At 74.4% G+C, this 20,772-nt stretch carries 18 protein-coding genes and 1 riboswitch; of the genes, 14 read left to right on the top strand and 4 right to left on the bottom strand.

Going from position 1 to position 20,772, the window contains the following annotated elements; genetic code table 11:
- Nucleotides 1–40: 40 nt before the first annotated feature.
- Entirely contained in the window at nt 41–1,999 is a 1,959-nt protein-coding gene (locus ACN263_RS10515) for a primosomal protein N' (protein WP_422739611.1), read from the top strand.
- A gap of 191 nt (nt 2,000–2,190) precedes the next feature.
- The gene (locus ACN263_RS10520) at nt 2,191–3,174 is read left to right on the top strand and encodes an AAA family ATPase (protein ID WP_422739612.1); all 984 of its coding nucleotides are present in this window, start codon (nt 2,191–2,193) and stop codon (nt 3,172–3,174) included.
- A gap of 85 nt (nt 3,175–3,259) precedes the next feature.
- Here the strand turns inward: ACN263_RS10520 and ACN263_RS10525 are convergent, their stop codons facing one another.
- Nucleotides 3,260–4,540, bottom strand: coding sequence for a hypothetical protein (locus tag ACN263_RS10525; RefSeq protein WP_422739613.1), 1,281 nt, complete (start codon nt 4,538–4,540; stop codon nt 3,260–3,262).
- Nucleotides 4,541–4,784: 244 nt separating this feature from the next.
- Here ACN263_RS10525 and ACN263_RS10530 point away from each other — a divergent pair, with 244 nt between their 5' ends.
- From ACN263_RS10530 to ACN263_RS10550, 5 genes are all read left to right on the top strand, one after another.
- A complete protein-coding gene (locus ACN263_RS10530) occupies nt 4,785–7,268 on the top strand; it encodes an ATP-binding protein (RefSeq protein ID WP_422739614.1) in 2,484 nt (827 codons plus the stop codon).
- A 79-nt stretch (nt 7,269–7,347) separates the two neighbouring features.
- A complete protein-coding gene (locus ACN263_RS10535; protein ID WP_422739615.1) occupies nt 7,348–8,616 on the top strand; it encodes a cytochrome P450 in 1,269 nt (422 codons plus the stop codon).
- Between the two features lie 41 nt (nt 8,617–8,657).
- Nucleotides 8,658–9,218 (top strand): peptide deformylase, encoded by a 561-nt coding sequence (gene def, locus ACN263_RS10540; protein WP_422739616.1) that lies wholly within the window; start codon nt 8,658–8,660, stop codon nt 9,216–9,218.
- Nucleotides 9,219–9,223: 5 nt separating this feature from the next.
- Nucleotides 9,224–10,150 (top strand): methionyl-tRNA formyltransferase, encoded by a 927-nt coding sequence (fmt, locus tag ACN263_RS10545; protein WP_422739617.1) that lies wholly within the window; start codon nt 9,224–9,226, stop codon nt 10,148–10,150.
- Nucleotides 10,147–11,583, top strand: a complete 1,437-nt coding sequence (locus tag ACN263_RS10550; RefSeq protein WP_422739618.1) for an RsmB/NOP family class I SAM-dependent RNA methyltransferase — start codon at nt 10,147–10,149, stop codon at nt 11,581–11,583. Before fmt ends, ACN263_RS10550 begins: the two co-directional genes overlap by 4 nt.
- A gap of 54 nt (nt 11,584–11,637) precedes the next feature.
- Here ACN263_RS10550 and ACN263_RS10555 read toward each other — a convergent pair whose 3' ends face one another.
- The gene (locus tag ACN263_RS10555) at nt 11,638–12,528 is read right to left on the bottom strand and encodes a septum formation family protein (protein ID WP_422739619.1); all 891 of its coding nucleotides are present in this window, start codon (nt 12,526–12,528) and stop codon (nt 11,638–11,640) included.
- An 84-nt stretch (nt 12,529–12,612) separates the two neighbouring features.
- Nucleotides 12,613–13,503 (bottom strand): septum formation family protein, encoded by an 891-nt coding sequence (locus tag ACN263_RS10560; RefSeq protein ID WP_422739620.1) that lies wholly within the window; start codon nt 13,501–13,503, stop codon nt 12,613–12,615.
- A gap of 254 nt (nt 13,504–13,757) precedes the next feature.
- Between ACN263_RS10560 and rpe the strand changes: the two genes are divergently transcribed.
- From rpe to ribH, 7 genes are all read left to right on the top strand, one after another.
- Nucleotides 13,758–14,438: a ribulose-phosphate 3-epimerase gene (gene rpe / locus ACN263_RS10565; protein WP_422739621.1), complete on the top strand. Its 681-nt coding sequence runs from the start codon at nt 13,758–13,760 to the stop codon at nt 14,436–14,438.
- 1 nt (nt 14,439) lies between these two features.
- Nucleotides 14,440–15,396 (top strand): GGDEF domain-containing response regulator, encoded by a 957-nt coding sequence (locus ACN263_RS10570; protein WP_422739622.1) that lies wholly within the window; start codon nt 14,440–14,442, stop codon nt 15,394–15,396.
- A gap of 78 nt (nt 15,397–15,474) precedes the next feature.
- A riboswitch (FMN riboswitch) is annotated at nt 15,475–15,645 on the top strand.
- Between the two features lie 158 nt (nt 15,646–15,803).
- Complete coding sequence (ribD, locus tag ACN263_RS10575; RefSeq protein ID WP_422739623.1) at nt 15,804–16,865, top strand: bifunctional diaminohydroxyphosphoribosylaminopyrimidine deaminase/5-amino-6-(5-phosphoribosylamino)uracil reductase RibD; 1,062 nt, start codon at nt 15,804–15,806, stop codon at nt 16,863–16,865.
- A 1-nt stretch (nt 16,866) separates the two neighbouring features.
- Nucleotides 16,867–17,484 carry a riboflavin synthase gene (locus ACN263_RS10580; protein WP_422739624.1) on the top strand — a complete coding sequence of 206 codons (618 nt, stop codon included), beginning with the start codon at nt 16,867–16,869 and terminating at the stop codon, nt 17,482–17,484.
- A complete protein-coding gene (pnuC, locus tag ACN263_RS10585) occupies nt 17,484–18,173 on the top strand; it encodes a nicotinamide riboside transporter PnuC (protein ID WP_422739625.1) in 690 nt (229 codons plus the stop codon). The genes ACN263_RS10580 and pnuC overlap by 1 nt, the downstream gene beginning before the upstream one ends.
- Nucleotides 18,170–19,435: a bifunctional 3,4-dihydroxy-2-butanone-4-phosphate synthase/GTP cyclohydrolase II gene (locus ACN263_RS10590; protein ID WP_422739626.1), complete on the top strand. Its 1,266-nt coding sequence runs from the start codon at nt 18,170–18,172 to the stop codon at nt 19,433–19,435. The genes pnuC and ACN263_RS10590 overlap by 4 nt, the downstream gene beginning before the upstream one ends.
- A gap of 2 nt (nt 19,436–19,437) precedes the next feature.
- Nucleotides 19,438–19,938 (top strand): 6,7-dimethyl-8-ribityllumazine synthase, encoded by a 501-nt coding sequence (gene ribH, locus ACN263_RS10595; protein ID WP_422740667.1) that lies wholly within the window; start codon nt 19,438–19,440, stop codon nt 19,936–19,938.
- A gap of 88 nt (nt 19,939–20,026) precedes the next feature.
- Here ribH and ACN263_RS10600 read toward each other — a convergent pair whose 3' ends face one another.
- Nucleotides 20,027–20,770: an amino acid ABC transporter ATP-binding protein gene (locus tag ACN263_RS10600; RefSeq protein ID WP_422739627.1), complete on the bottom strand. Its 744-nt coding sequence runs from the start codon at nt 20,768–20,770 to the stop codon at nt 20,027–20,029.
- Nucleotides 20,771–20,772 lie beyond the last annotated feature (2 nt).

Genomic DNA, 20,772 nt, shown 5'->3' on the forward strand with positions numbered 1-20,772 from the left:
CCGGCGACCCGCGCAGGGGTCGCCGGTCGCGCGCGTCTGCGTGGACGTGCCGCTGGCGCACCTGGACCGCCCGTTCGACTACCTCGTGCCGGCCGAGCTGGACGACCAGGCGGTGCCCGGCACCCGGGTGAAGGTGCGCTTCGCGGGGCAACTCGTCGACGGCTGGCTGCTGGAGCGCGCCGACGACTCCGGGCACACCGGCCGGCTCGCCTACCTGGAGAAGGTCGTCTCGCCCGAGCCGGTGCTGACGCCCGAGGTCGCCCGCCTGGCCCGCGCCGTCGCCGACCGGTACGCGGGCAACCTCGCCGACGTCCTGCGGCTCGCCGTGCCACCCCGGCACGCCCGGGTCGAGAAGGAGCCCGCCGCCGACCCCGAATCCGGCGATGCCGCCGTGCCGGGCGGGCTGGCCGGGTCCGGCGATGCCGTGTCGGCGCAGCCCGCCGAGTCCGTCGACCCGAGGGGGTGGCGGGACTATCCGGCCGGTCCGGCGTTGCTGCGGGCGCTCACCGACGGCCGGCCGGCCCGGGCGGTCTGGTCGGCGCTGCCGGGCGAGGACTGGGCCGCCCGCTACGCCGACGCGGTCGCCGCCACCGTGGCCGGGGGGCGCGGCGCGGTGGTGGTGGTGCCCGACGCGCGTGACCTCGACCGGCTCGACGCGGCGCTGACCGACGTGCTGGGTCCGGGGCGGCACGTCATCCTCTCCGCCGCCCTCGGGCCGGCCCGGCGCTACCGGGCGTTCCTCGCCGCCCGTCGCGGGCAGGTGCCGGTGGTCATCGGCACCCGGGCGGCGATGTTCGCCCCGGTGCGCCGGCTCGGTCTCGTTGCCGTCTGGGACGACGGGGACGACCTGCACTCCGAACCCCGCGCGCCCTACCCGCACGCCCGGGACGTGTTGCTCACCCGGGCGCGGCTCACCGAGGCCGCCGCGCTGGTGGGCGGGTACGCGCGCACGGCCGAGGCGCAGTTGCTGCTGGAGACCGGCTGGGCCCGCGAGGTGGTCGCCGACCGGGCCACGGTCCGGGCGCGGATCCCGGCCATCGCGCCGACCGGCGACGATCCGCAGCTGGCCCGGGATCCCGGCGCGGCCACCGCCCGGCTGCCCAGCCTGGCCTGGACGGCTGCCCGCGACGCGCTCCGGGCGGGCCTGCCGGTGCTGGTGCAGGTGCCCCGCCGCGGCTACCTGCCCTCGGTCTCCTGCGCCGACTGCCGCACCCCGGCCCGCTGCGCGCACTGCGCCGGTCCGCTCGCCCTGCCGTCGGCCGGGGGCACCCCCGTCTGCCGGTGGTGCGCCCGGGTCGCCGCCGCGTACGCCTGTCCGCAGTGCGGCGGGCGGCGGCTGCGGGCGGCGGTAACCGGCGCCCGGCGTACCGCCGAGGAGTTGGGCCGGGCGTTCCCGGACGTGCCGGTGCGGACGTCGGGACGCGAGGAGGTGCTGACCGACGTGCCGGGGACGGCGGCCCTGGTCGTCGCCACGCCCGGCGCCGAACCGGTCGCGGCGGGCGGCTACGGCGCGGTGCTGCTGCTCGACTCGTGGGCCCTGCTGACCCGGGCCGACCTGCGGGCCGGCGAGGAGGCGCTGCGCCGCTGGCTGGCCGCCGCGGCCCTGGCCCGGCCGGCGCCGGCCGGCCGGGTGGTGGTGGTCGCCGACGGCGCGCTCGCCCCGGTGCAGGCGCTGCTGCGCTGGGACGCCGCCTGGTTCGCCGGCCGGGAGTTGGCCGAGCGCCGCGAGCTGGGTTTCCCGCCGGCGGTACGGATGGCGAGCGTCACCGGCCCGGCCGAGGCGGTGGCCGACCTGCTCGCCGCCGCCCGGCTGCCCGACGACGCCGAGGTGCTCGGGCCGGTGCCGGCCGACGAGGGGCGCGAGCGGATGCTGCTGCGGGTGCCCCGGGCGCGGGCCGCCGCGCTCGCCGAGGCGCTGCACTCGGCAGCCGGACTGCGCGCCGCCCGCAAGGCCGCCGACCCGGTTCGTCTCCAGGTCGATCCGCTGAGCCTGTTCTGACCGTTTTTCCGCGGCTGGCCGGCGGCCGACGCCGACCCGGCGACCGCTGCCCGCACACCGCGTCCGGCAAAGCGCTGGCGGCGAGGTGGTAGCATCGCCCGTCATGCTCGGGTGTACGACGGCCCAGGAACGCGTCGGTCGGACGCGATGTCGATGATGTCAGGAAGCCGGTTATCAGGGGTGGACCAGTCGTGACCGTTCGACAATCTATCGTCTTCAACGGCGACCTCGGCAGCGGCAAGAGCACCGTGTCGGTGGAGATCGCCAAGCGGCTCGGCATGCGCCGGGTCAGCGTGGGTGACCTCTATCGGGAGATGGCGCAGCAGCGGCAGATGACCGCCTTGCAGCTCAACCTGCACGCCGAGCTGGACCAGGCCGTCGACGGGTACGTCGACCAGCTCCAGCGGGACATCGCCGCCTCCGGCGAGCACCTGATCATGGATTCGCGGCTGGCCTGGCACTTCTTCACCGACGCGCTCAAGGTGCACATGATCACCGAACCGGGTGAGGCGGCCCGCCGGGTGCTGGCCCGCCCGTCCGGCCCGGCGGAGAGCTACACCTCGCACGACGAGGCCAAGGCCAAGCTCCGCGAGCGCAGCGCCAGCGAGCGCAACCGGTTCATCCTCCGCTACGGGGTGGACAAGGCGCGGCTGCGCAACTACGACCTGATCTGCGACACCACCCGGGCCTCCGCGGCCGAGGTGGTCGAGCACATCATCGCCGCGTACGAGGGCACGCTCGGCGCCGACGTGCTGCGCGACGGCCCGCCGCTGCTGCTGCTGGACCCGGCCCGGGTCTACCCGACCGAGGACATCGCCACCCTGCGCGGGCTCTGGGACAGCGAGTTCGTCGGTGACGTGGCCGAGGCCGGCGACGAGTCGTTGGAGCCGCTGAAGATCGGCTTCACCGGCGAGTACTTCTTCGTGGTCGACGGGCACCGTCGGCTCAGCGCCGCCCTGCAGAACGGGTTCACCCTGGTCCCGGCCCAGCTGGTCGCCGAGGTCGACGAGCCGGTGGTGGGCGGGATGAGCGCCGTGGACTACTTCGCGGCGCAGGTGCGGCCCGGCCTGGTCTACGACTGGGAGGCCGCCCACAAGATCCAGTTGCCGCTGCCGGAGCCGGCGCTGCTCCGCGGCGACGCCGTACTCGCCGCCGACACGGGCGTCGGCGCGTAAGGGCGGCGCCCCGCGCGACGCCGGGCCGGCACGCGGGATGCGCGCCGGCCCGACTGTCGGGTTGGACGATGGTCGAGCGGAGGCGTCAGCCCAGGACGACGCCGGAGGCGCCCACGCCGGCCATGCCGGAGAAGATGTCCTCGTAGTAGAACCGCCAGGCGCACACCCGCCCGGTCGGAACGTAACCCGTGCATGCCGTCGAGGTATTGGTGTCGTCGATGGCGGTGTTGGTGCCGGTCGCCCAGACCTGGAGGGTGTTCGCCGGGTTCACGATCTCCACGGGGCCGCCGCTGTCACCCTGGCCGACGGCGTTGGTGCGGGTGGTGTTCTCGGCCTGCACCTGGCCGCAGACCGTGCCGAAGTTGCGCACGTTGATGCACAGGTTGCGGGCCTTGACCTGGATCGAGCACCGGGTGCCGGAGTACGCGCCGGAGCTGCACACCCAGTTGCCGACCTGGCTGGCCTGCGCGCCGATCACCTGGTTGCTGAACTCGCTGACCACCGCGCCGTTCGCGTCGGTGCTGTTGTTGAAGACCCGGCCGCCGCCGCTCGCCGCGATGAGCAGGGTGTCGCTGCTGACGTTGCGGCTGGTGACGGTGCCGATGGTCTGCCCGGTCGGGTCGGCCGCGACGACGTTGAGGTTGGCGCAGTGCGCGGCGGAGAGCACCCGCGACACCCCACCCGCCCAGACGCCGAAGCCGGTCGAGCAACCGCCACCGGTGGAGGTGTTACGCCACGCGGCGCCACCCCACCAGGGCGGCGAGTCGTCCCACCGGGTGGCGGGAGCGGCGGCGACGCCGGTCTGGACGGTCACCGGCACGCCGGCGAGGGCCGCCGCGCCGAGCAGTCCGCTCTGCGTACCCACGAGCAGGCCGGCGCCGTCGGCGCGCGGCCCCACCGTCGTGATCTTGTCACCGGCCGAGGCGCGCAGCTTGTCGGCCGCGGCCATCAGCTCCCGCTGCGAGTACGCGGCGGGCAGCACCGTCGTCGCGACGGTGGCCCGGGCGTTCGCCACCAGGCGGGCCGGCGGCTCGCCCTTCCAGTAGACCTGGAGGTGCCGGGTGGTGGGATCGGCGACGATCCCGGCGAAGCCGGAGTTCGCGCTGCGCTGCGCGGCGTTGGTGATCTGGGCTGCGGCGTTGTTCATCCGCTCCTGCAGCTTCAGCAGCTCGGCCCAGGAGGCGAAGCCACCGGGCACCGCGGTGCTGTCGATGAACGATCCGGTGGTGGTGGCCTTGCCCTTCGGCGCGGCGGTGGCCGACGTGGCGGTCACGCCCGTGACGAGCAGCGTGAGGCCGCAGGCGACCACGGCGATGCGGCGCAGCATCGACGCGGACCGTCGGGCGGTCGGGTGTGGACGGATCATCTGTACCCCTTCCCCAGGGTTCGTGGCGCGGGCCGGGCCCGCACCAGGACGGTGGCACGGGTCGTCCGTTCGGGGCGGCGATCCTGGACGGGATTGGACACGGTCGGACACCGCCGGACGGGCAAAGGTCCGATGTGAAGTGTCAGACATCGGCGATCTCCTATCTGACTGCCGGTGATCGCGTCTAGCCTGCCCGTGTCGGCACTCGGGGCGGCCCGGGTGACCGGGAGGGGGTGGGGGCCGCATGTCCGACCAGTGGGTTGCTCCCGGGGTTCGTCCCGGACCGCAGGAGTCGCCCGGGGCGTCCGACGTGGCACGGCGCGCCGCCGCCGCGCAGACCCTGCCGGACCTGGCCGCTCTGCTGCGCCAACTGCGCCGCCGCGAAGCGCGGCAACAGGGCGAGACCCGGCTGACGTACCGGCAGTTGGCGGCGAAGACGGGCTGGTCACGCGGCATCATCGGGGAGTACTTCGCCGGGAACGTGCTGCCCCCGCCGGAGCGGTTCGACGCGCTGATCCGGTTGCTCGGGGCGGGCCCCGGCGAGCAGGGTGTGCTGGCCACCGCGCGGGACCGGATCGAGGAGCGACGCCGACGCCCCACCGGTGACCACGTGACCGACGTACGGGCAGGCGCCGGGGCGGCGCGCTCCCGGGGCGGCGGCACCCGGGCCGCCGCGACGACGAACCGTCTCCCCGTACCCCGCCAACTGCCCCCGGCGCTACCCGGATTCGTCGGACGTGCCGCCCAGCTCGCCCAGCTCGACGCCGCCTGTGCCGACCCGGACCCCGCCGACGACGGCGGCATGGCGCCCGCCCGGGTGGTGACGTTGTCCGGTACGGCCGGGGTCGGCAAGACCACCCTGGCGGTGCACTGGGCGCACCGGGTCGCCGACCGCTTCCCGGACGGTCAGCTCTACGTCGACCTGCGCGGATTCGACGCCACCGGAACGGTGGTGACGGCTGCCGAGGCGATCCGGGGCTTCCTCGAGGCCCTCGAGGTGCCGCCCGAACGGATCCCCACCCACCTGAACGCACAGGTGGGCCTGTACCGCAGCCTGCTCGCCGGCCGTCGGATGCTGGTGCTGCTGGACAACGCCCGCGACGCCGAGCAGGTCCGGCCGCTGCTGGCCGGCAGCCCGACCTGCCTGGTCCTGGTCACCAGCCGCAACCGCCTGGCCGGGCTGATCGCCGCCGAGGGCGCCCGTCCGCTGGGCGTGGAACTGCTCAGTGCCGCCGAGGCGTGGCAACTGCTCGCCCGCCGACTCGGCGCGGACCGGCTGGCCCTCGAACCACGGGCCGTGGACGAGATCATCGAGCGGTGCGCGCGGTTGCCGCTGGCGCTGGCGGTGCTCGCCGCCCGGGGCGCGGCGAATCCCGGGTTTCCGCTGGCCAGCCTCGCCGCCGAGCTGCGCAGGGCACCCCGTCCGCTGGAACCGTTCGACGCCGGTGACGCCGGCACCGACGTCCAGGCCGTCTTCTCCTGGTCGTACCAGAGCCTCACGCCCCCGGCCGCCCGGCTGTTCCGGCTGTTCGGCTGCCACCCGGGCCCGGACATCGGGGTGCCGGCGGCGGCCAGCCTGGCCGCAGTGCCCCGGGAGCAGGCCCCCCGACTGCTGGCGGAGCTGGCCCACGCGCACCTCGTCACCGAGCACGCCCCCGGGCGGTTCGGCGCGCACGACCTGCTCCGGGCGTACGCCGCCCAGCAGGCCGAACGGTTCGAGCCGGCCGGCGCCCGGCGGGCCGCGATCCGGCGCGGCCTGGACCACTACCTGCACACCGCCCACGCGGCCGCGCTGCTGCTGCAACCGGGCCGGGATCCGGTCACCCTGGCCCCGGCCCCGCCCGGTGTGCTGCCCGAGGAGATCACCGACCACGCGCAGGCGCTCGCCTGGTTCACCACCGAGTACCCGGTGCTGCTGGCGGCGGTCGCGCACGCGAAGCACGTCGGGTTCGACGGCCACGCCTGGCAGCTGGCGTGGACGCTTGTGGACTTCCTGCAACGCCGGGGGCGCTGGCCGGATCTCGCCGTCGCCCAGCGGACCGCCCTGGCCGGAGCCCGTCGGGCGGGTGACCGACTCGGGCAGGCGAACGCCCACCGGGACCTCGCCCGGGTGCTCTCCCGGCTGGGCCGGGTGGAGGAGGCGGCGACCAACTACCGGGAGTCGTTGGCCATCTTCGGGGCGCTGGGTGACCACACCGGGCAGGCGCGTACCCACCGGGCGTTCGGGGCGATGCTCGACGGCCTCGGCCGGCACGCCGAGGCCCTGGAGCACGGGCAGCGGGCGCTGGAGCTGTACCGGGACGCGGGCCACCTCGCCGGCGAGGCGAGCGCCCGCAACGCGGTGGGCTGGGCACACGCCCAGCTCGGCCAGTACGCCGCGGCGCTCACCCACTGCGGGCAGGCGCTGACGTTGCTGCGCCGCACCGGTGACCGGCACGGCGAGGCGAACACCTGGGACAGTCTCGGCTTCATCCACGCCCGCCTGGGCGACCATGCCGAGGCGATCCGCTGTTACGGGCGGGCGCTGCGGCTCTACCGGCGGATCAGCGACCGTTACGACGAGGCGGACACCCTGTCCCGGCTCGGCGAGAGCCGGCAGGCGGCGGGGGACACCGTCGGCGCGGTGCGCACCTGGCAGCGTGCGGTGCGCATCCTCGACGACCTCGGCCATCCCGACGCCGAGCGGGTCCGCGCCCTGCTGGCCAGGGCGGCGACCGCCCGGGGCTGACGGGTGCCCGGCAGGGGCTGCCGTCCGGCGGCGGCACCGGGATGATGGAGCCTTCGACGCATCGACGGGGAGGCCGGCCATGGAGGCTGCCGAGGCGCTCACACTGCTCATGTCGCCGCAGGGACGCGTCGACCCGTACCCGACGTACGAGCGGCTGCGCGCCCACGGTCCGGTGGTCGAGGCGTTGCCCGGCCTGTACGTGGTGACCGGCTACCCGGAGGTCGACGAGCTGCTGCGCGACCCCCGCCTCGGGGTGCTCGACGACGCGCTGCGGGACCAGGTGTGGCCGAACTGGCGGCAGAGCCCGGCGATGAAGTCGATCGCCCGGTCCATGCTGCGGACCAACCCGCCCGACCACAGCCGGATGCGTCGGCTCGCCGCCGGGGCGTTCAGCCCGCGCCGGATCGCCGGGATGCGTGACGTGGTGCGGGCACAGGCCGAGGAGTTGCTCGACGCGATGATCGAGCGCGCCCAGGACGGCCGGCCGGTCGACGTGCTGGCCGACTTCGCGTACCCGCTCCCGGTCGGGGTGATCTGCGCGCTGCTGGGCGTGCCGGCGCAGGACCGGCCGCTGTTCCGGCGCTGGGCCGGCGACCTGACCGGCGTGCTGGAGCCGGAGATCACCACCGAGGAACTGGCCGTCGCCGACGCGGGCGCCGCCGAACTGCGCGACTACTTCGTCGAGCTGATCGTCGCCCGGCGCCGGGAACCGGCCGACGACCTGACCACCGCGCTGGTCCAGGTCCACGACGCCGACGGCGAGCGGCTCACCGGCGACGAACTGCTGGCCAACCTGGTGGTGCTGCTGGTGGCCGGCTTCGAGACCACCACCAATCTGCTCGGCAACGGCCTCGTCGTGCTGCTGCGCCACCCCGAGCAGGCCGACGCGCTGCGCGCCGATCCCGGGCTCGTCCCGGCGTACGTCGAGGAGCTGTTGCGCTACGACTCCCCGGTGCAGCTGACCACCCGGACCAGCACGGCGTCGGTGCGCTGCGGCGGGCTCGACCTGCCGGCCGGCAGCACGGCGCTGCTGCTGCTCGGCGCCGCCAACCGCGACCCCCGCCGCTTCACCGACCCGGAGCGTTTCGACCCCACCCGTGAGCAGGCGCACCCGCTGTCCTTCGGTGCCGGTCCGCACTACTGCCTCGGCGCCGGCCTCGCCCGGCCGGAGGCGCAGCTGGCGTTCCCGCTGCTGCTGCGCCGGCTGCCCGAGCTGGCACTGGCCGAGCCGCCCCGGCACCGGACCCGGCTGACCCTGCGCGGCTACGAGAGCCTGCTGGTGACGCTGGGCACACCGGCGGCGGCCGATCGAGGTACGCCGGCCGGCTCCCTCCCGAGCACTCCGTAGACTGGTACGGCACCGCCCGCCCTACGAAGGAGCCGTCCCGCGTGACCGTCCAGCCCATCCGTCTGTTTGGGGATCCGGTGCTGCGCACGCCGGCCGATCCGGTGGTCGACTTCGATGTCGAGCTGCGTAGGCTCATCGCCGACCTCACCGACACCATGCGGGGGCAGAACGGCGCCGGCCTGGCCGCGCCGCAGCTCGGCGTGAGCCTGCGGGTGTTCACCTTCGACGTCGACGACGTGCTCGGGCACCTGGTCAACCCGGTGTTGGAGTTCCCCGACGAGGAGGAGCAGGACGGTCCCGAGGGCTGCCTGTCCATCCCCGGGCTGTACTTCGACACCAAGCGCCGGCAGAACGTCATCGCCAAGGGCTTCAACGGCTACGGCGACCCGTTGCAGATCGTCGGCACGGGGCTGATGGCCCGCTGCGTGCAGCACGAGACCGACCACCTCGACGGGGTGCTCTTCCTCGACCGGCTCGACTCCGCCGGTCGCAAGGAGGCCATGAAGGCGATCCGCCAGGCCGAGTGGTACGACCCGGCCGCCCCGCCGGTGGTCAAGGTCACTCCGCACGCCGGTGGCAGCCCCTTCGGCCTGGGTCGGTGACCGGGATGCGTGTGATCTTCGCCGGTACGCCGGCGGTGGCCGTACCCGCCCTGGCCGCCGTCGCGGCCTCCCGGCACGAGCTGGTCGCCGTGGTCACCCGACCCGACGCGCCCGCCGGACGAGGGCGTGGCCTGTCCCGCTCGCCGGTCGGCGCGTGGGCCGACGAGCACGGCGTGGAGGTGCTCACCCCGGCCCGTCCCCGCGAGCCGGAGTTCCTCGACCGACTGCGCGCGCTCGCCCCGGACTGCGTGCCGGTGGTGGCGTACGGCGCGCTGGTGCCGCCGTCCGCGCTGGAGATCCCCCGCCACGGCTGGATCAACCTGCACTTCTCGCTGCTGCCGGCCTGGCGGGGAGCCGCGCCCGTGCAGCACGCGGTGCTGCACGGCGACGAGTTGACCGGCGCCAGCGTCTTCCAACTGGAGCAGGGCCTGGACACCGGGCCCGTCTTCGGCACGCTGACCGACGAGATCCGCCCCGGTGACACCTCCGGCGACCTGCTGGAGCGGCTCGCCGACTCCGGCGCCGGGCTGCTGGTAGCGGTGCTCGACGCCATCGCCGATGGCACCGCCCGCGCCGAGCCGCAGCCCGCCGACGGGGTGTCGCTCGCGCCCAAGCTGACGGTGGAGGACGCCCGGGTGCGCTGGGGTGACCCGGCCTTCGCCGTGGACCGGCGGATCCGCGCCTGCACGCCGGCCCCGGGCCCGTGGACGACCTTTCGGGACGAGCGGGTGAAACTCGGTCCGGTCGCACCGGAGCCCGACGGTCCGGACCTGAAACCGGGGGAGTTGCTGGTGGAGAAGACCCGCGTGTTGGCCGGTACGGCCACCGGGCCGGTGCGCCTGGGCGAGGTCCGCGCCGCCGGCAAGCGGGCCATGGCGGCCACCGACTGGGCGCGCGGCGTCCGGGTGAGCGCCGGCGAGGCCTTCGCGTGACGGCCCCGGAGGGAACCCGTCCGTTCCGGGGCGGACCGTCGGCCGGCCGTGGTGGCGATCGTCGGCCGGCGCGGCCTCCGCTGGACCGGCCGCGCCGGGCGGCGTACGAGGCGGTGGCCGCCGTGCACCGCGACGACGCGTTCGCCAACCTGGTGCTGCCCACCATCCTGCGCGAGGAGGGGTTGTACGGCCGCGACGCCGCCTTCGCCACCGAGCTGACCTACGGCACGCTGCGGCACGTCGGTACGCTGGACGCGATCCTCAGCGACGCGGCCGGCCGCGACGTGGCCCGGATCGACCCGCCGGCCCGCGACGCGTTGCGGATCGGGGCGTACCAGCTCCTGCACACCCGGGTGCCCCCGCACGCGGCCGTGTCGTCGACCGTGGACCTGGTCCGCTCCGTCGCGCCGGGCGCCGCCGGGTTCGCCAACGCGGTGCTGCGCGAGGTGTCGACCCGGGACATCGACGCGTGGGTGGCCAAGCTCGCCCCGCCCATGGAGACCGACCCGGTCGGGCACCTGGCGCTGGCGTACAGCCACCCGCAGTGGATCGTGCGGGCCTTCTCCGAGGCGCTCGGCGGTGACCTGGGCGAGACGGCCCGCCTGCTGATCGAGGACAACGAGCGTCCCCCGGTGCACCTCTGCGCCCGGCCCGGGTTGATCGACCCGGTCGAGCTGGCCGACTCGGTCGGCGGGGCGCCCGGCGCCTTCTCCCCGTACGCCGTCTATCTGCCGGGCGGCGCGCCCGGCGACGTGCCGGCGGTGGCGGACGGCCGCGCCCACGTCCAGGACGAGGGCTCCCAGTTGGTGGCCGCCGCGCTCGCGGACGCCCCGCTGGACGGCCCGGACGGGCGCTGGCTGGACCTCTGCGCCGGCCCCGGCGGCAAGGCGGGGCTGCTCGGCGCGCTGGCCGCGCAGCGCGGTGCCCGGCTGACCGCCGTGGAGGTGGCCGAGCACCGGGCCCGGCTGGTGTCCCAGGCGACCCGGGGTCTGCCGGTCACCGTGCTGGCCACCGACGGCCGGGAGGTCGGCGCGGACCCGAAGCTGCCGGAGGGGCACTTCGACCGGGTGCTGGTGGACGCCCCGTGCACCGGGCTGGGCTCGCTGCGTCGCCGGCCCGAGTCGCGCTGGCGGCGGCAGCCGTCGGACCTGCCGCCGCTGACCCGGCTGCAACGCGAGTTGCTGGGCGCCGCGCTGCGGGCGGTCCGGCCGGGCGGATTGGTCGCCTACGTGACCTGCTCGCCGCACACCGTCGAGACGCACGTGACGGTCACCGAGGCGGCCCGCCGCAGCGGTGTGGCGGTGGACTTCGTCGACGCCCGACCGTTGCTGCCGGCCGGCATGCCCGGCCTGGGTGACGGCCCGACCGTGCAGCTCTGGCCGCACCGGCACGGCACCGACGCGATGTTCCTGGCCGTCCTGCGCAAGGGCTGATCGAACGCCGTGCTCCGGCCGCTCGGAACGTCGGGCGGCCGGAGCGGCGAGGGATCAGGTGACCGGGAGGCCCTTGGTGCCGGCGTTGCGCATCGAACGGGTCAGGTTCCGGTCACTGATCCACAGGAAGCACTGCACGCCCCGGTTGCCGTTCTTCCACTCCTGCTCGTACGGCTGGTAGTAGATCGTCCCGGCCCGGAAGTCGAGCTTGGAGTCGTCCGGCACCTTTGCGTACTTGGCGGTGACCGACTGGCACGCCCGGTGGGTGCGTTTGGTGGTGCGGTTGAACTCCGCGTAGCTGATGTCCGGTGCCTGCCAGATGCCGACGAACTCGGCGTGGTGCTTCGCCGTGCAGGAGACCGGCACCATCGCCTCGATGTCGTCCTTGACCAGCTTCGGGTTGAAGCAGCGGTAGGCCAGCGGCGCGGCCCCGGCCAGCGCGCCCCGCAGGCTGCCGGTGCGCAGGTCGACGGCGGTGTCGTCGATGCTGGCGATCTCGGTGACGTCGCACCGGTACCAGCGGGCGCCGCCGGCCCAGGCGGGCGCCGACGGCAGCACGACGGTCAGTCCGAGACGGCCGGAGCGCCAGTCGCCGCCGACCGCCTTGGTGACCTCCTTCTCGCAGCCGGCCTGCGCGGCCCGCATGCCCTCCGACCCGGGCGGCGGGGTGGTGCCGCGCTGGGCGCCGGGACCGGTGAGCGTGCCGACATGGATGGTCTCCACCCGGTGCGCCTCGCTGCACTCCATCGGGTTGTAGCCGCTGAGGAAGCCGACCTGCTGGGAGGAGTGGTGGCAGACACCCGCGGCGGGGACGAACTGCTCAGCGGCCACGGGCGCGGGCCAGTCGTCGGTGAGGTTCCGGTCCACGCCGGCGGGCGCGCCACAGCCGGTGAGGGCCAGCGCCACCGCCGCGCCCCCGGCAACCGCCGTCAACCACCGTCGCATCATCGACCTCCCGCCGCCGGTGACCTCCGGTCGACCTCCAGCCGGCCGGTAGCGCCACGGCGCAGCAGCATACGGCACCGTCACTCAGATCGCGGGTAGTCCCTCGGGGCCGGCGCCGCGCATCGAACGGGTGAGTTTGCGGTCGTCGCTCCACAGGAAACAGCGCACCCCACGGTCACCCTCCTCCCACTCCCGTTGCGACGGTGGGTAGTAGATGGATCCGGCCCGGTACGGCAGCTCGCTGTTGTTGGGCACGGCCACGTACGCGGCGATCAGCGCCATGCAGCGGCGGTGCGCCAGCTCGCCCGCGCGGGTGAAGGCCGCCCAGCTCATGTCCTTCTCCTCGTAGACGCCGACGAACTCGGCGCGGTGCGGCTCGGTGCAGAGCACCGGGGCCATGTAGTTGAGGTTGTCGCCGATCAGCTTGGGATCGAAGCAGCGGTGGGTCAGCGGGCTGTCCCCGATCAACGCGCCACGCAGGCTGCCGACCCGGTTCACCGGGCGGGTGTTGTCGATGCTGTCGGTCTCGCTGAGGTCGCAGCGGAACCAGCGCGCACCCCCGGTCCAGGCCGGGGCCGAGGGCAGCGAGAGGGTCAGGGTGAGCCGGGCCGTGTGCCAGTCGCCGCCGAGCACGTCCCGGGCCCGCTGGTCGCACTCGGCGCGCGCCGTGCGCAGCGCGGTCGAACCCGGACCCGGTCGGGCGCCGGCCAGCGCGGCCGGCCCGGTGAACGTGCCGACGTGGATCGCCTCGGCGAGGTGGCTGCGGGCGCAGTCCACGGTCTCGTAGGTGCTGGCCTGCACGACCGAGGTGATCCGGGGCAGGCAGGTGTCGGTGGCCGGGGTGAACGGCCGGGGCACCCGCAGCGCCGGCCAGTCGTCGGTGAGATCACCGTCCGCGCCTCGTGCCGGCGCGCAGCCGGACAGCAGCATCGTCGTGACGCCGACCAGCGCCAGCGCTGCAAGCCACCGTCGCATCGTCCGCCCTCCCGGAAGCTGGCGACCGGTCGCCGCGCCCCACGGCGCGACCCCGGCGGGCGTGCAGCCTACGGCACCATCCCGCTTGGAGTGTCGTCGCGTTTGGGTCGATCGGCCAGCCACTGATGTCTGTTCGTCCGGATTCGAGGGTCCGGACCGGCTCATTCTGCACTACTGGTCACTGCTGGATCACAGCGTGTCGGAGTTGGTGCCGTGCTGCGGGCGGCGGGTGACCGCGTTCGTACACTGGCCCCGTGACCGTACCGCCGCCAATCGTCGCGCCGAGCATCCTGGCCGCCGATTTCGCTCGCCTCGCCGAAGAGGTCCGTGCCGTCGAGGACGCCGCGGACTGGTTGCACGTGGACGTGATGGACAACCATTTCGTGCCCAACCTGACCATCGGGCTGCCCGTGGTGCAGAGCCTGCGGGCCGCCACCACGATGCCGTTCGACGTGCACCTGATGATCTCCGACCCGCGCCGGTGGGCCCCCGGGTACGCCGACGCCGGGGCGTACAACGTCACCTTCCACGCCGAGGCGGCCGACGATCCGGTGGCCCTGGCCAAGGACCTGCGCTCGGCCGGCGCTAAGGCCGGACTGGCCATCGACCGGGACACCCCGATCGAGCCGTACCTGGACCTGCTGCCCAGCTTCGACACCCTGCTGATCATGACGATCAAGGCGGGCTTCGGCGGGCAGCGGTTCATCCCGCAGCTGTTGGAGAAGGTCCGCACCGCCCGCCGGCACGTGAACGCCGGGCACCTGGAGCTGCGCATCGAGGTGGACGGCGGGATCGCCGCCGACACCATCGAGCAGGCGGCGGCGGCCGGCGCCGACGCGTTCGTGGCCGGCACCGCCGTCTACGGCGCCGCCGATCCGGCGGAGGCGGTACGGCACCTGCGGGCGCTGGCGGAACGCGCGGCGCCCGAGGCCTGACGTGGAGCCCGAGGCCGACCGCAAGGACGTCATCCTCGTCGTCGACGACGACGAGGACATCGCCCGGTTCGTCGACTTCAACCTGCGGTTGCACGGCTTCGAGGTGATCCACGCCAGCGACGGCCAGGAGGCCCTGGAGGTCATCGAGCGCCAGCGACCGGATCTGGCGGTGGTCGACCTCATGATGCCCCGCATCGACGGGCTGGAGCTGACCCGGCGGCTGCGCGCCGACCCGATGACCTCCGCGCTGCCGGTGATCATGCTGACGGCCAAGGGGATGACCGTGGACAAGGTCCACGGGCTCAGCGCGGGCGCGGACGACTACCTGGTGAAACCGTTCGACACCGCCGAGCTGGTGGCCCGGGTCTCCTCGACGCTGCGGCGCAACAAGGAGTTCCGGGAGGTCTCCCCGCTCACCGGGCTGCCCGGCAACAGCCGCATCCGGCGGGAGATCAGCGACCGGGTCCGGCAGGGGGTGGACTACGCGGTCGGCTACATCGACATCGACCGGTTCAAGAGCGTCAACGACCGGTACGGCTTCGTCCGGGGTGACGACTTCATCTCCGCGTTGGCCCGCAGCCTGCACCGGGCCGTGGTGGCGGTGGGCCTGCCGCCGGCCTTCCTCGGCCACGTCGGCGGCGACGACTTCGTGATCGTCTGCGCGCCCGACCAGGTCCGCCCGCTCACCTCCCGCGCGGTGGTCGACTTCGAGAAGTCCGCGGACACGCTCTACGACGCCACCGACCGCGAGCGCGGCTTCGTCGAGCTCAAGGACCGGCGCGGCAACATCCGCCGGGCGGCCCTGGTCACGCTCTCGATCGGCGTCTCGCTCTCCGACGCCGGCAAGCGGTTCACCGACCCGCTCGAGGCGATCGCGGTGGCCTCGGAGATGAAAACGGTCGCCAAGAGCCAACCGGGGTCGTACGTCGCCGTGGACCGGCGGCGCGGTGTCACCTGACGCGTGATCCCGCTGTGAAGTAGCTCGCCTGAATAACGACACGCCGGGTTCGGCGTGTAAGACTGCGAAGTACCCACCACGCGCTGGCGGGACTCGGTGAAATTCCGAACCGGCGGTGATCCACGGTCCAACCGTGGTCAGCCCGCGACCCGGACGGCTCTGCCGCCCGGTGGACCTGGTGCAAATCCGGGGCCGACGGTTGGGGGCGGCTCGTCCGCGCCCAGACAGTCCGGATGGGAGACAGCGCGCGGGACGGACGGGTCCGAGCCGGCCGCTGGCGTCAGCGTGCCGTGCCGCCCTCCCGGGGCGGCTGTGCCGTACCCGGAATCCGCCGCCGCCTGCCCGCGGTCCATACCGCCTCCCTGACCGCCCGCGCGATGAGGCGAGTGAGAGGGCAGGACAGGGCGATGGCCAGCGTCTCCGTCGACGAGGCGATGCGGCGTGCGATCGAGTTGGCGGCGCGCGGGTTGGGCACCACCAGCCCCAACCCGGTGGTCGGGTGCGTACTGCTCGACGCGGACGGCCAGGTCGTGGGCGAGGGCTTCCACGCGTACGCGGGCGGACCGCACGCCGAGATCGTCGCGCTGGCCCAGGCCGGCCGGCGCGCCAAGGGCGGCACCGCGGTCGTCACTCTGGAGCCGTGTGACCACACCGGCCGCACCGGCCCCTGTAGCACCGCGCTGGTCCAGGCCGGCGTGGCCCGGGTCGTCATCGCCGTACCGGACCCGAACCCGGTGGCCTCCGGTGGCGCCGCCACGTTGCGCTCCGCCGGGGTCCAGGTGGACCTGGGGGTACGCGGTGACGAGGCCGAGGCCGGCAACGTGGCCTGGTTGACCTCGATGCGCCGGGGCTGGCCGTACGTGATCTGGAAGTACGCCGCCACCCTCGACGGCCGGTCCGCCGCCGAGGACGGCACCAGCATGTGGATCACCTCCGAGGCGGCCCGGATCGACGTCCACGCGCTGCGCGGCACGGTCGACGCGGTCATCGCCGGGGTGGGCACCGTGCTCGCCGACGATCCGCGGCTGACCGCCCGCAACCTGCGCGACGGCAGCCTGGCCATCCGGCAGCCGCTGCGGGTGGTGGTGGACAGCTCGGGGCGTACCCCGGTGGACGCCCGGGTCCGCGACGGCGCCGCGCGGACGTGGATCGCGACCGCCGCCGAGGTCGGCGCGGGCCCGGACGGCCGGGTCGACCTGCCGGCGCTGCTCGCGGCGCTGCACCAGCGCGGCGTCCGCGCGGTGCTGCTGGAGGGTGGGCCCCGGCTGGCCGGCGCGTTCCTGGCCGCCGGCCTGGTGGACAAGATCGTCGGGTACGTCGCGCCGCGGTTGCTCGGCGCCGGCCCGACCGCGCTGGTCGACGCGGGAGTGACGACCATCGCTGAGGCCATCGATCTGGAGTTCGTCGACGTTACGCAGGTCGGTCCGGATCTCCGGATCACCGCTTTGCCCCGAAAGAGGGAGGGCTGACATGTTCACCGGCATTGTCGAGGAATTGGGCGAGATCGTACGCGTCACGGCCACGGCGGGCGATTCCGCGCTGATCGCCGTGCGTGGCCCGTTGGTCACCTCCGACGCCCGCCACGGTGATTCCATCGCCGTCAACGGTGTCTGCCTGACCGTGGTGGACGCGGCGGACGGCGTCTTCACCGCCGACGTGATGGGCGAGACCCTGCGCCGCTCCGCGCTGGGCGCGCTGCGCCCGGGCGACCCGGTCAACCTGGAACGGGCCGCCGCGCTGGGCAGCCGCCTCGGTGGGCACCTCGTGCAGGGCCACGTCGACGGCGTCGGCGAGCTGATCTCGCGGGAACCGGCCGAGCAGTGGGAGACGGTCCGGTTCCGGCTCCCCGCCGAGCTGTCGCGCTACGTGGTGGAGAAGGGCTCGATCACCATCGACGGCGTGTCGCTGACCGTGGCCGCCGTCGGCGTCGACGAGTTCGCCGTCGGGCTGATCCCGACCACCCTCAAGCTGACCACCCTCGGCGCGAAGGGCGTCGGCGACCCGGTCAACCTCGAGGTCGACGTGGTGGCCAAGTACGTCGAGCGGCTGCTGGGCAGTCGGCCCGCCGAGACCGGCGAGGTGGCCTGATGGGCGCCCTCGGCTGGTTCCTCGACGCCCAGGTGCAGGTGGCCGGCTCGCCGGTGCTGATCCGGGAGATCGTCGGCAACGCGTTCGGTCTGATCTCGGCGCTGCTCGGGCTGCGCCGGCTGGTCTGGGCCTGGCCGGTCGGCATGATCGGCAACGCGCTGCTGTTCACCGTCTTCCTCGGCGGGGTGTTCGCCACCCCGCAGGCCCACGACCTGTACGGGCAGGCCGGCCGTCAGGTGTTCTTCTTCGCGGTGAGCGTCTACGGCTGGTGGCGCTGGCAGCGCAACCGTCGGGCCGACGCCCAGCACGCCGCGGTGCTGCCACGCTGGGCCACCGGCCGGGAACGGCTCGGCCTGCTGCTGGCCGCCGTCGTCGGCACCGCCGCGGCGTACCCGCTGCTCAAGGCGCTGGGCTCGTGGGGTCCGCTGCCGGACGCCTGGATCCTCACCGGCAGTCTGCTCGCCACCTACGGCATGGCCCGCGGCTGGGTCGAGTTCTGGCTGGTGTGGATCGCGGTGGACGCCGTCGGTGTGCCGCTGCTGCTGCGCGGCGGGTTCTACCCGTCGGCGGCCATGTACCTGATCTACGGCGCCCTCTGCGCCTGGGGCTTCGCCGCCTGGTGGCACACGTCGCGCGTCGCCCGGCCGGCCGCCGCGCTCCCGCCCACCTACACGGAGGCCGTCGCATGACCAGTTTCGGGAGTATCGACGAGGCGATCGCCGAGATCGCGGCCGGCCGGCCGGTCGTCGTGGTCGACGACGCCGACCGGGAGAACGAGGGCGACCTGATCTTCGCGGCCGAGCTGGCCACGCCGGAGCTGATGGCGTTCATGGTGCGCTACACCTCGGGGTACGTCTGCGTGCCGTTGACCGAGAGCGAGGCCGACCGGCTCGACCTGCCGCCCATGCACCACACCAACCAGGACCGCCGGGGCACCGCGTACACGGTGACGGTGGACGCCCGGGAGGGGGTCAGCACCGGCATCTCGGCGGCCGACCGCGCGCACACCATCCGGCTGCTCGCCGACGCCGCCACCGACCCGACCGACCTGGCGCGTCCCGGGCACGTGGTGCCGCTGCGCGCCCGCGAGGGCGGGGTGCTGCGCCGGCCCGGACACACCGAGGCGGCCATCGACCTGACCCGGCTCGCCGGGCTGCGTCCGGCGGGCGTGCTCTGTGAGCTGGTCAACGACGACGGCACCATGATGCGCTTGCCGGACCTGGAGAAGTTCGCCGCCGAACACGGCCTCGTGCTGATCACCATCGCCGACCTGATCGCCTACCGGCGGCGTACCGAGAAGCAGGTCGAGCTGGTGGCCGAGGCGCGGATGCCCACCCGGCACGGCGTGTTCCGGGCGCTGGGGTACCGCGCCGAGCACGACCCGGCAGAGCACGTCGCCATGGTCATCGGCGACCTCGGCGACGGCCAGGACGTGCTGGTCCGGGTGCACTCCGAGTGCCTGACCGGGGACGTGTTCGGCTCGCTGCGCTGCGACTGCGGGCCGCAGTTGGACGCCGCGCTGGCCCGGGTCGCCCGCGAGGGCCGGGGCGTGGTGCTCTACGTGCGCGGGCACGAGGGGCGTGGCATCGGGCTGCTGCACAAGCTCCAGGCGTACCAGTTGCAGGACCAGGGCCGGGACACCGTCGACGCCAACCTCGACCTCGGTCTGCCGGCCGACGCCCGCGACTACGGCACCGGCGCGCAGATCCTCTACGACCTGGGCGTGCGCTCGATGCGGCTGCTCACCAACAACCCGGCCAAGCGCGCCGGGCTGGAGGGGTACGGCCTCACCATCACCGGCCGCGAGAGCCTGCCGGCCGGGGCGCACCCGGAGAACCTGCGCTACCTGCGCACCAAGCGGGACCGGATGGGTCACCTGCTGGACGAGTTGGACGAGGTGTCCGAGGCGCCGCTGGGGCGTCCCGTCGCCAACGACGAGATCGGAGCATGACGATGGCGGGATTCGGTGAGCCGGGAGTCGACGCGGTGGACGCCGCGGGGCTGACCGTCGGCGTGGTGGCCGCGCGCTGGCACGGCGAGCTGACCGACCACATGCTGGAGCGCGCGGTCGCCGCCGCCGAGGCGTGCGGCGCGCGATCCGTGGTCGCCCGGGTCGCCGGCTCGGTCGAGCTGCCCGTCGTCGCCCAGGCCCTGGCCCGCCGCTGCGACGTGGTGGTCGCGCTCGGCGTGGTCGTGCGGGGCGCGACCGCCCACTTCGACTACGTGTGCCGGTCGGTCACCGACGGGCTGACCCGGGTGGCGCTGGACGAGGGCAAGCCGGTCGCGCACGGTGTGCTCACCGTGGAGACCATCGAGCAGGCCCGGGACCGGGCCGGGCTGCCCGGCTCGGCGGAGGACAAGGGCTGGGCGGCGACCGTCGCCGCGCTCGACGCCGCGCTGGCCGTGCGGACCGTCGCCGCCGGCAACGGCCAGCGGGTCGGCTTCGGCGGCTGACGCCGCCTCCGACGCCGCGCGGCTCCGGTGCCGGCCGGCTCCGGGCCTGCGCGGCCTCGGTGCTGGCCGGCTCCGATGCCGGCCGGTCTCAGAGCCGGCCGGCCTCGATGATCCGGCGGAGGAACTGCCGGGTACGCGGCTGCGTCGGCTCGCCGAGCACCTGCTCCGGCGGGCCGCTCTCGACGACGCTTCCTGCGTCGAGGAAGCACACCTCGTCGGCGACCTCCCGGGCGAAGCCCATCTCGTGGGTGGCCAACACCATGGTCATCCCGTCGGCCTTCAGGTCCCGGATCATCGCCAGCACCTCGCCGACGAGTTCCGGGTCCAGCGCCGAGGTGACCTCGTCGAGCAGCATCAGCCGGGGCGAGTTCGCCAGCGCCCGGACGATCGCCACCCGCTGCTGCTGCCCGCCGGATAGCCCGTCCGGGTAGGCGTGCGCCTTCGCGCCCAGCCCCACCCGGTCCAGCAGGTCGCGCGCCTGGGCCTCGGCCTCGGCGCGGGCCCGCCGGTGTACGCGCCGGGGCGCGAGGGTGATGTTGTCCAGCACGCTCAGGTGCGGAAACAGGTTGTACGCCTGGAACACCATGCCGATCCGCCGGCGCACCCGGTCGGCGTCCACCCGGGGGTCGGAGATGTCCTCCCCGTCCAGCTCGATCGTGCCGTCGTCGATGTCCTCCAGCAGGTTCACGCACCGCAGCAGGGTGGACTTGCCCGACCCGGACGCCCCGATCAGCGCCACCACCCGGTGTTCGGCGACGGTCAGGTCGAGCCCGTCCAGCACGACGTGACCGGCGAACTCCTTGCGCAGTCCCCGGCAGCGCAGCAGCGTCATGG

Origin of the sequence: Micromonospora sp. WMMD729, from assembly GCF_049315225.1 — a bacterium.
Lineage (GTDB): Bacteria > Actinomycetota > Actinomycetes > Mycobacteriales > Micromonosporaceae > Micromonospora.

Coding starts and splice junctions, on each gene's coding strand:
- ACN263_RS10535 (WP_422739615.1), top strand. CDS start 7,348: ATGGAGGCTGCCGAGGCGCTCACACTGCTCATGTCGCCGCAGGGACGC.
- ACN263_RS10525 (WP_422739613.1), bottom strand. CDS start 4,540: ATGATCCGTCCACACCCGACCGCCCGACGGTCCGCGTCGATGCTGCGC.
- ACN263_RS10600 (WP_422739627.1), bottom strand. CDS start 20,770: ATGACGCTGCTGCGCTGCCGGGGACTGCGCAAGGAGTTCGCCGGTCAC.
- ACN263_RS10590 (WP_422739626.1), top strand. CDS start 18,170: ATGACCAGTTTCGGGAGTATCGACGAGGCGATCGCCGAGATCGCGGCC.
- ACN263_RS10555 (WP_422739619.1), bottom strand. CDS start 12,528: ATGCGACGGTGGTTGACGGCGGTTGCCGGGGGCGCGGCGGTGGCGCTG.
- ACN263_RS10580 (WP_422739624.1), top strand. CDS start 16,867: ATGTTCACCGGCATTGTCGAGGAATTGGGCGAGATCGTACGCGTCACG.
- ribD (WP_422739623.1), top strand. CDS start 15,804: ATGGCCAGCGTCTCCGTCGACGAGGCGATGCGGCGTGCGATCGAGTTG.
- ACN263_RS10530 (WP_422739614.1), top strand. CDS start 4,785: ATGTCCGACCAGTGGGTTGCTCCCGGGGTTCGTCCCGGACCGCAGGAG.
- fmt (WP_422739617.1), top strand. CDS start 9,224: ATGCGTGTGATCTTCGCCGGTACGCCGGCGGTGGCCGTACCCGCCCTG.
- pnuC (WP_422739625.1), top strand. CDS start 17,484: ATGGGCGCCCTCGGCTGGTTCCTCGACGCCCAGGTGCAGGTGGCCGGC.
- ACN263_RS10560 (WP_422739620.1), bottom strand. CDS start 13,503: ATGCGACGGTGGCTTGCAGCGCTGGCGCTGGTCGGCGTCACGACGATG.
- ribH (WP_422740667.1), top strand. CDS start 19,438: ATGGCGGGATTCGGTGAGCCGGGAGTCGACGCGGTGGACGCCGCGGGG.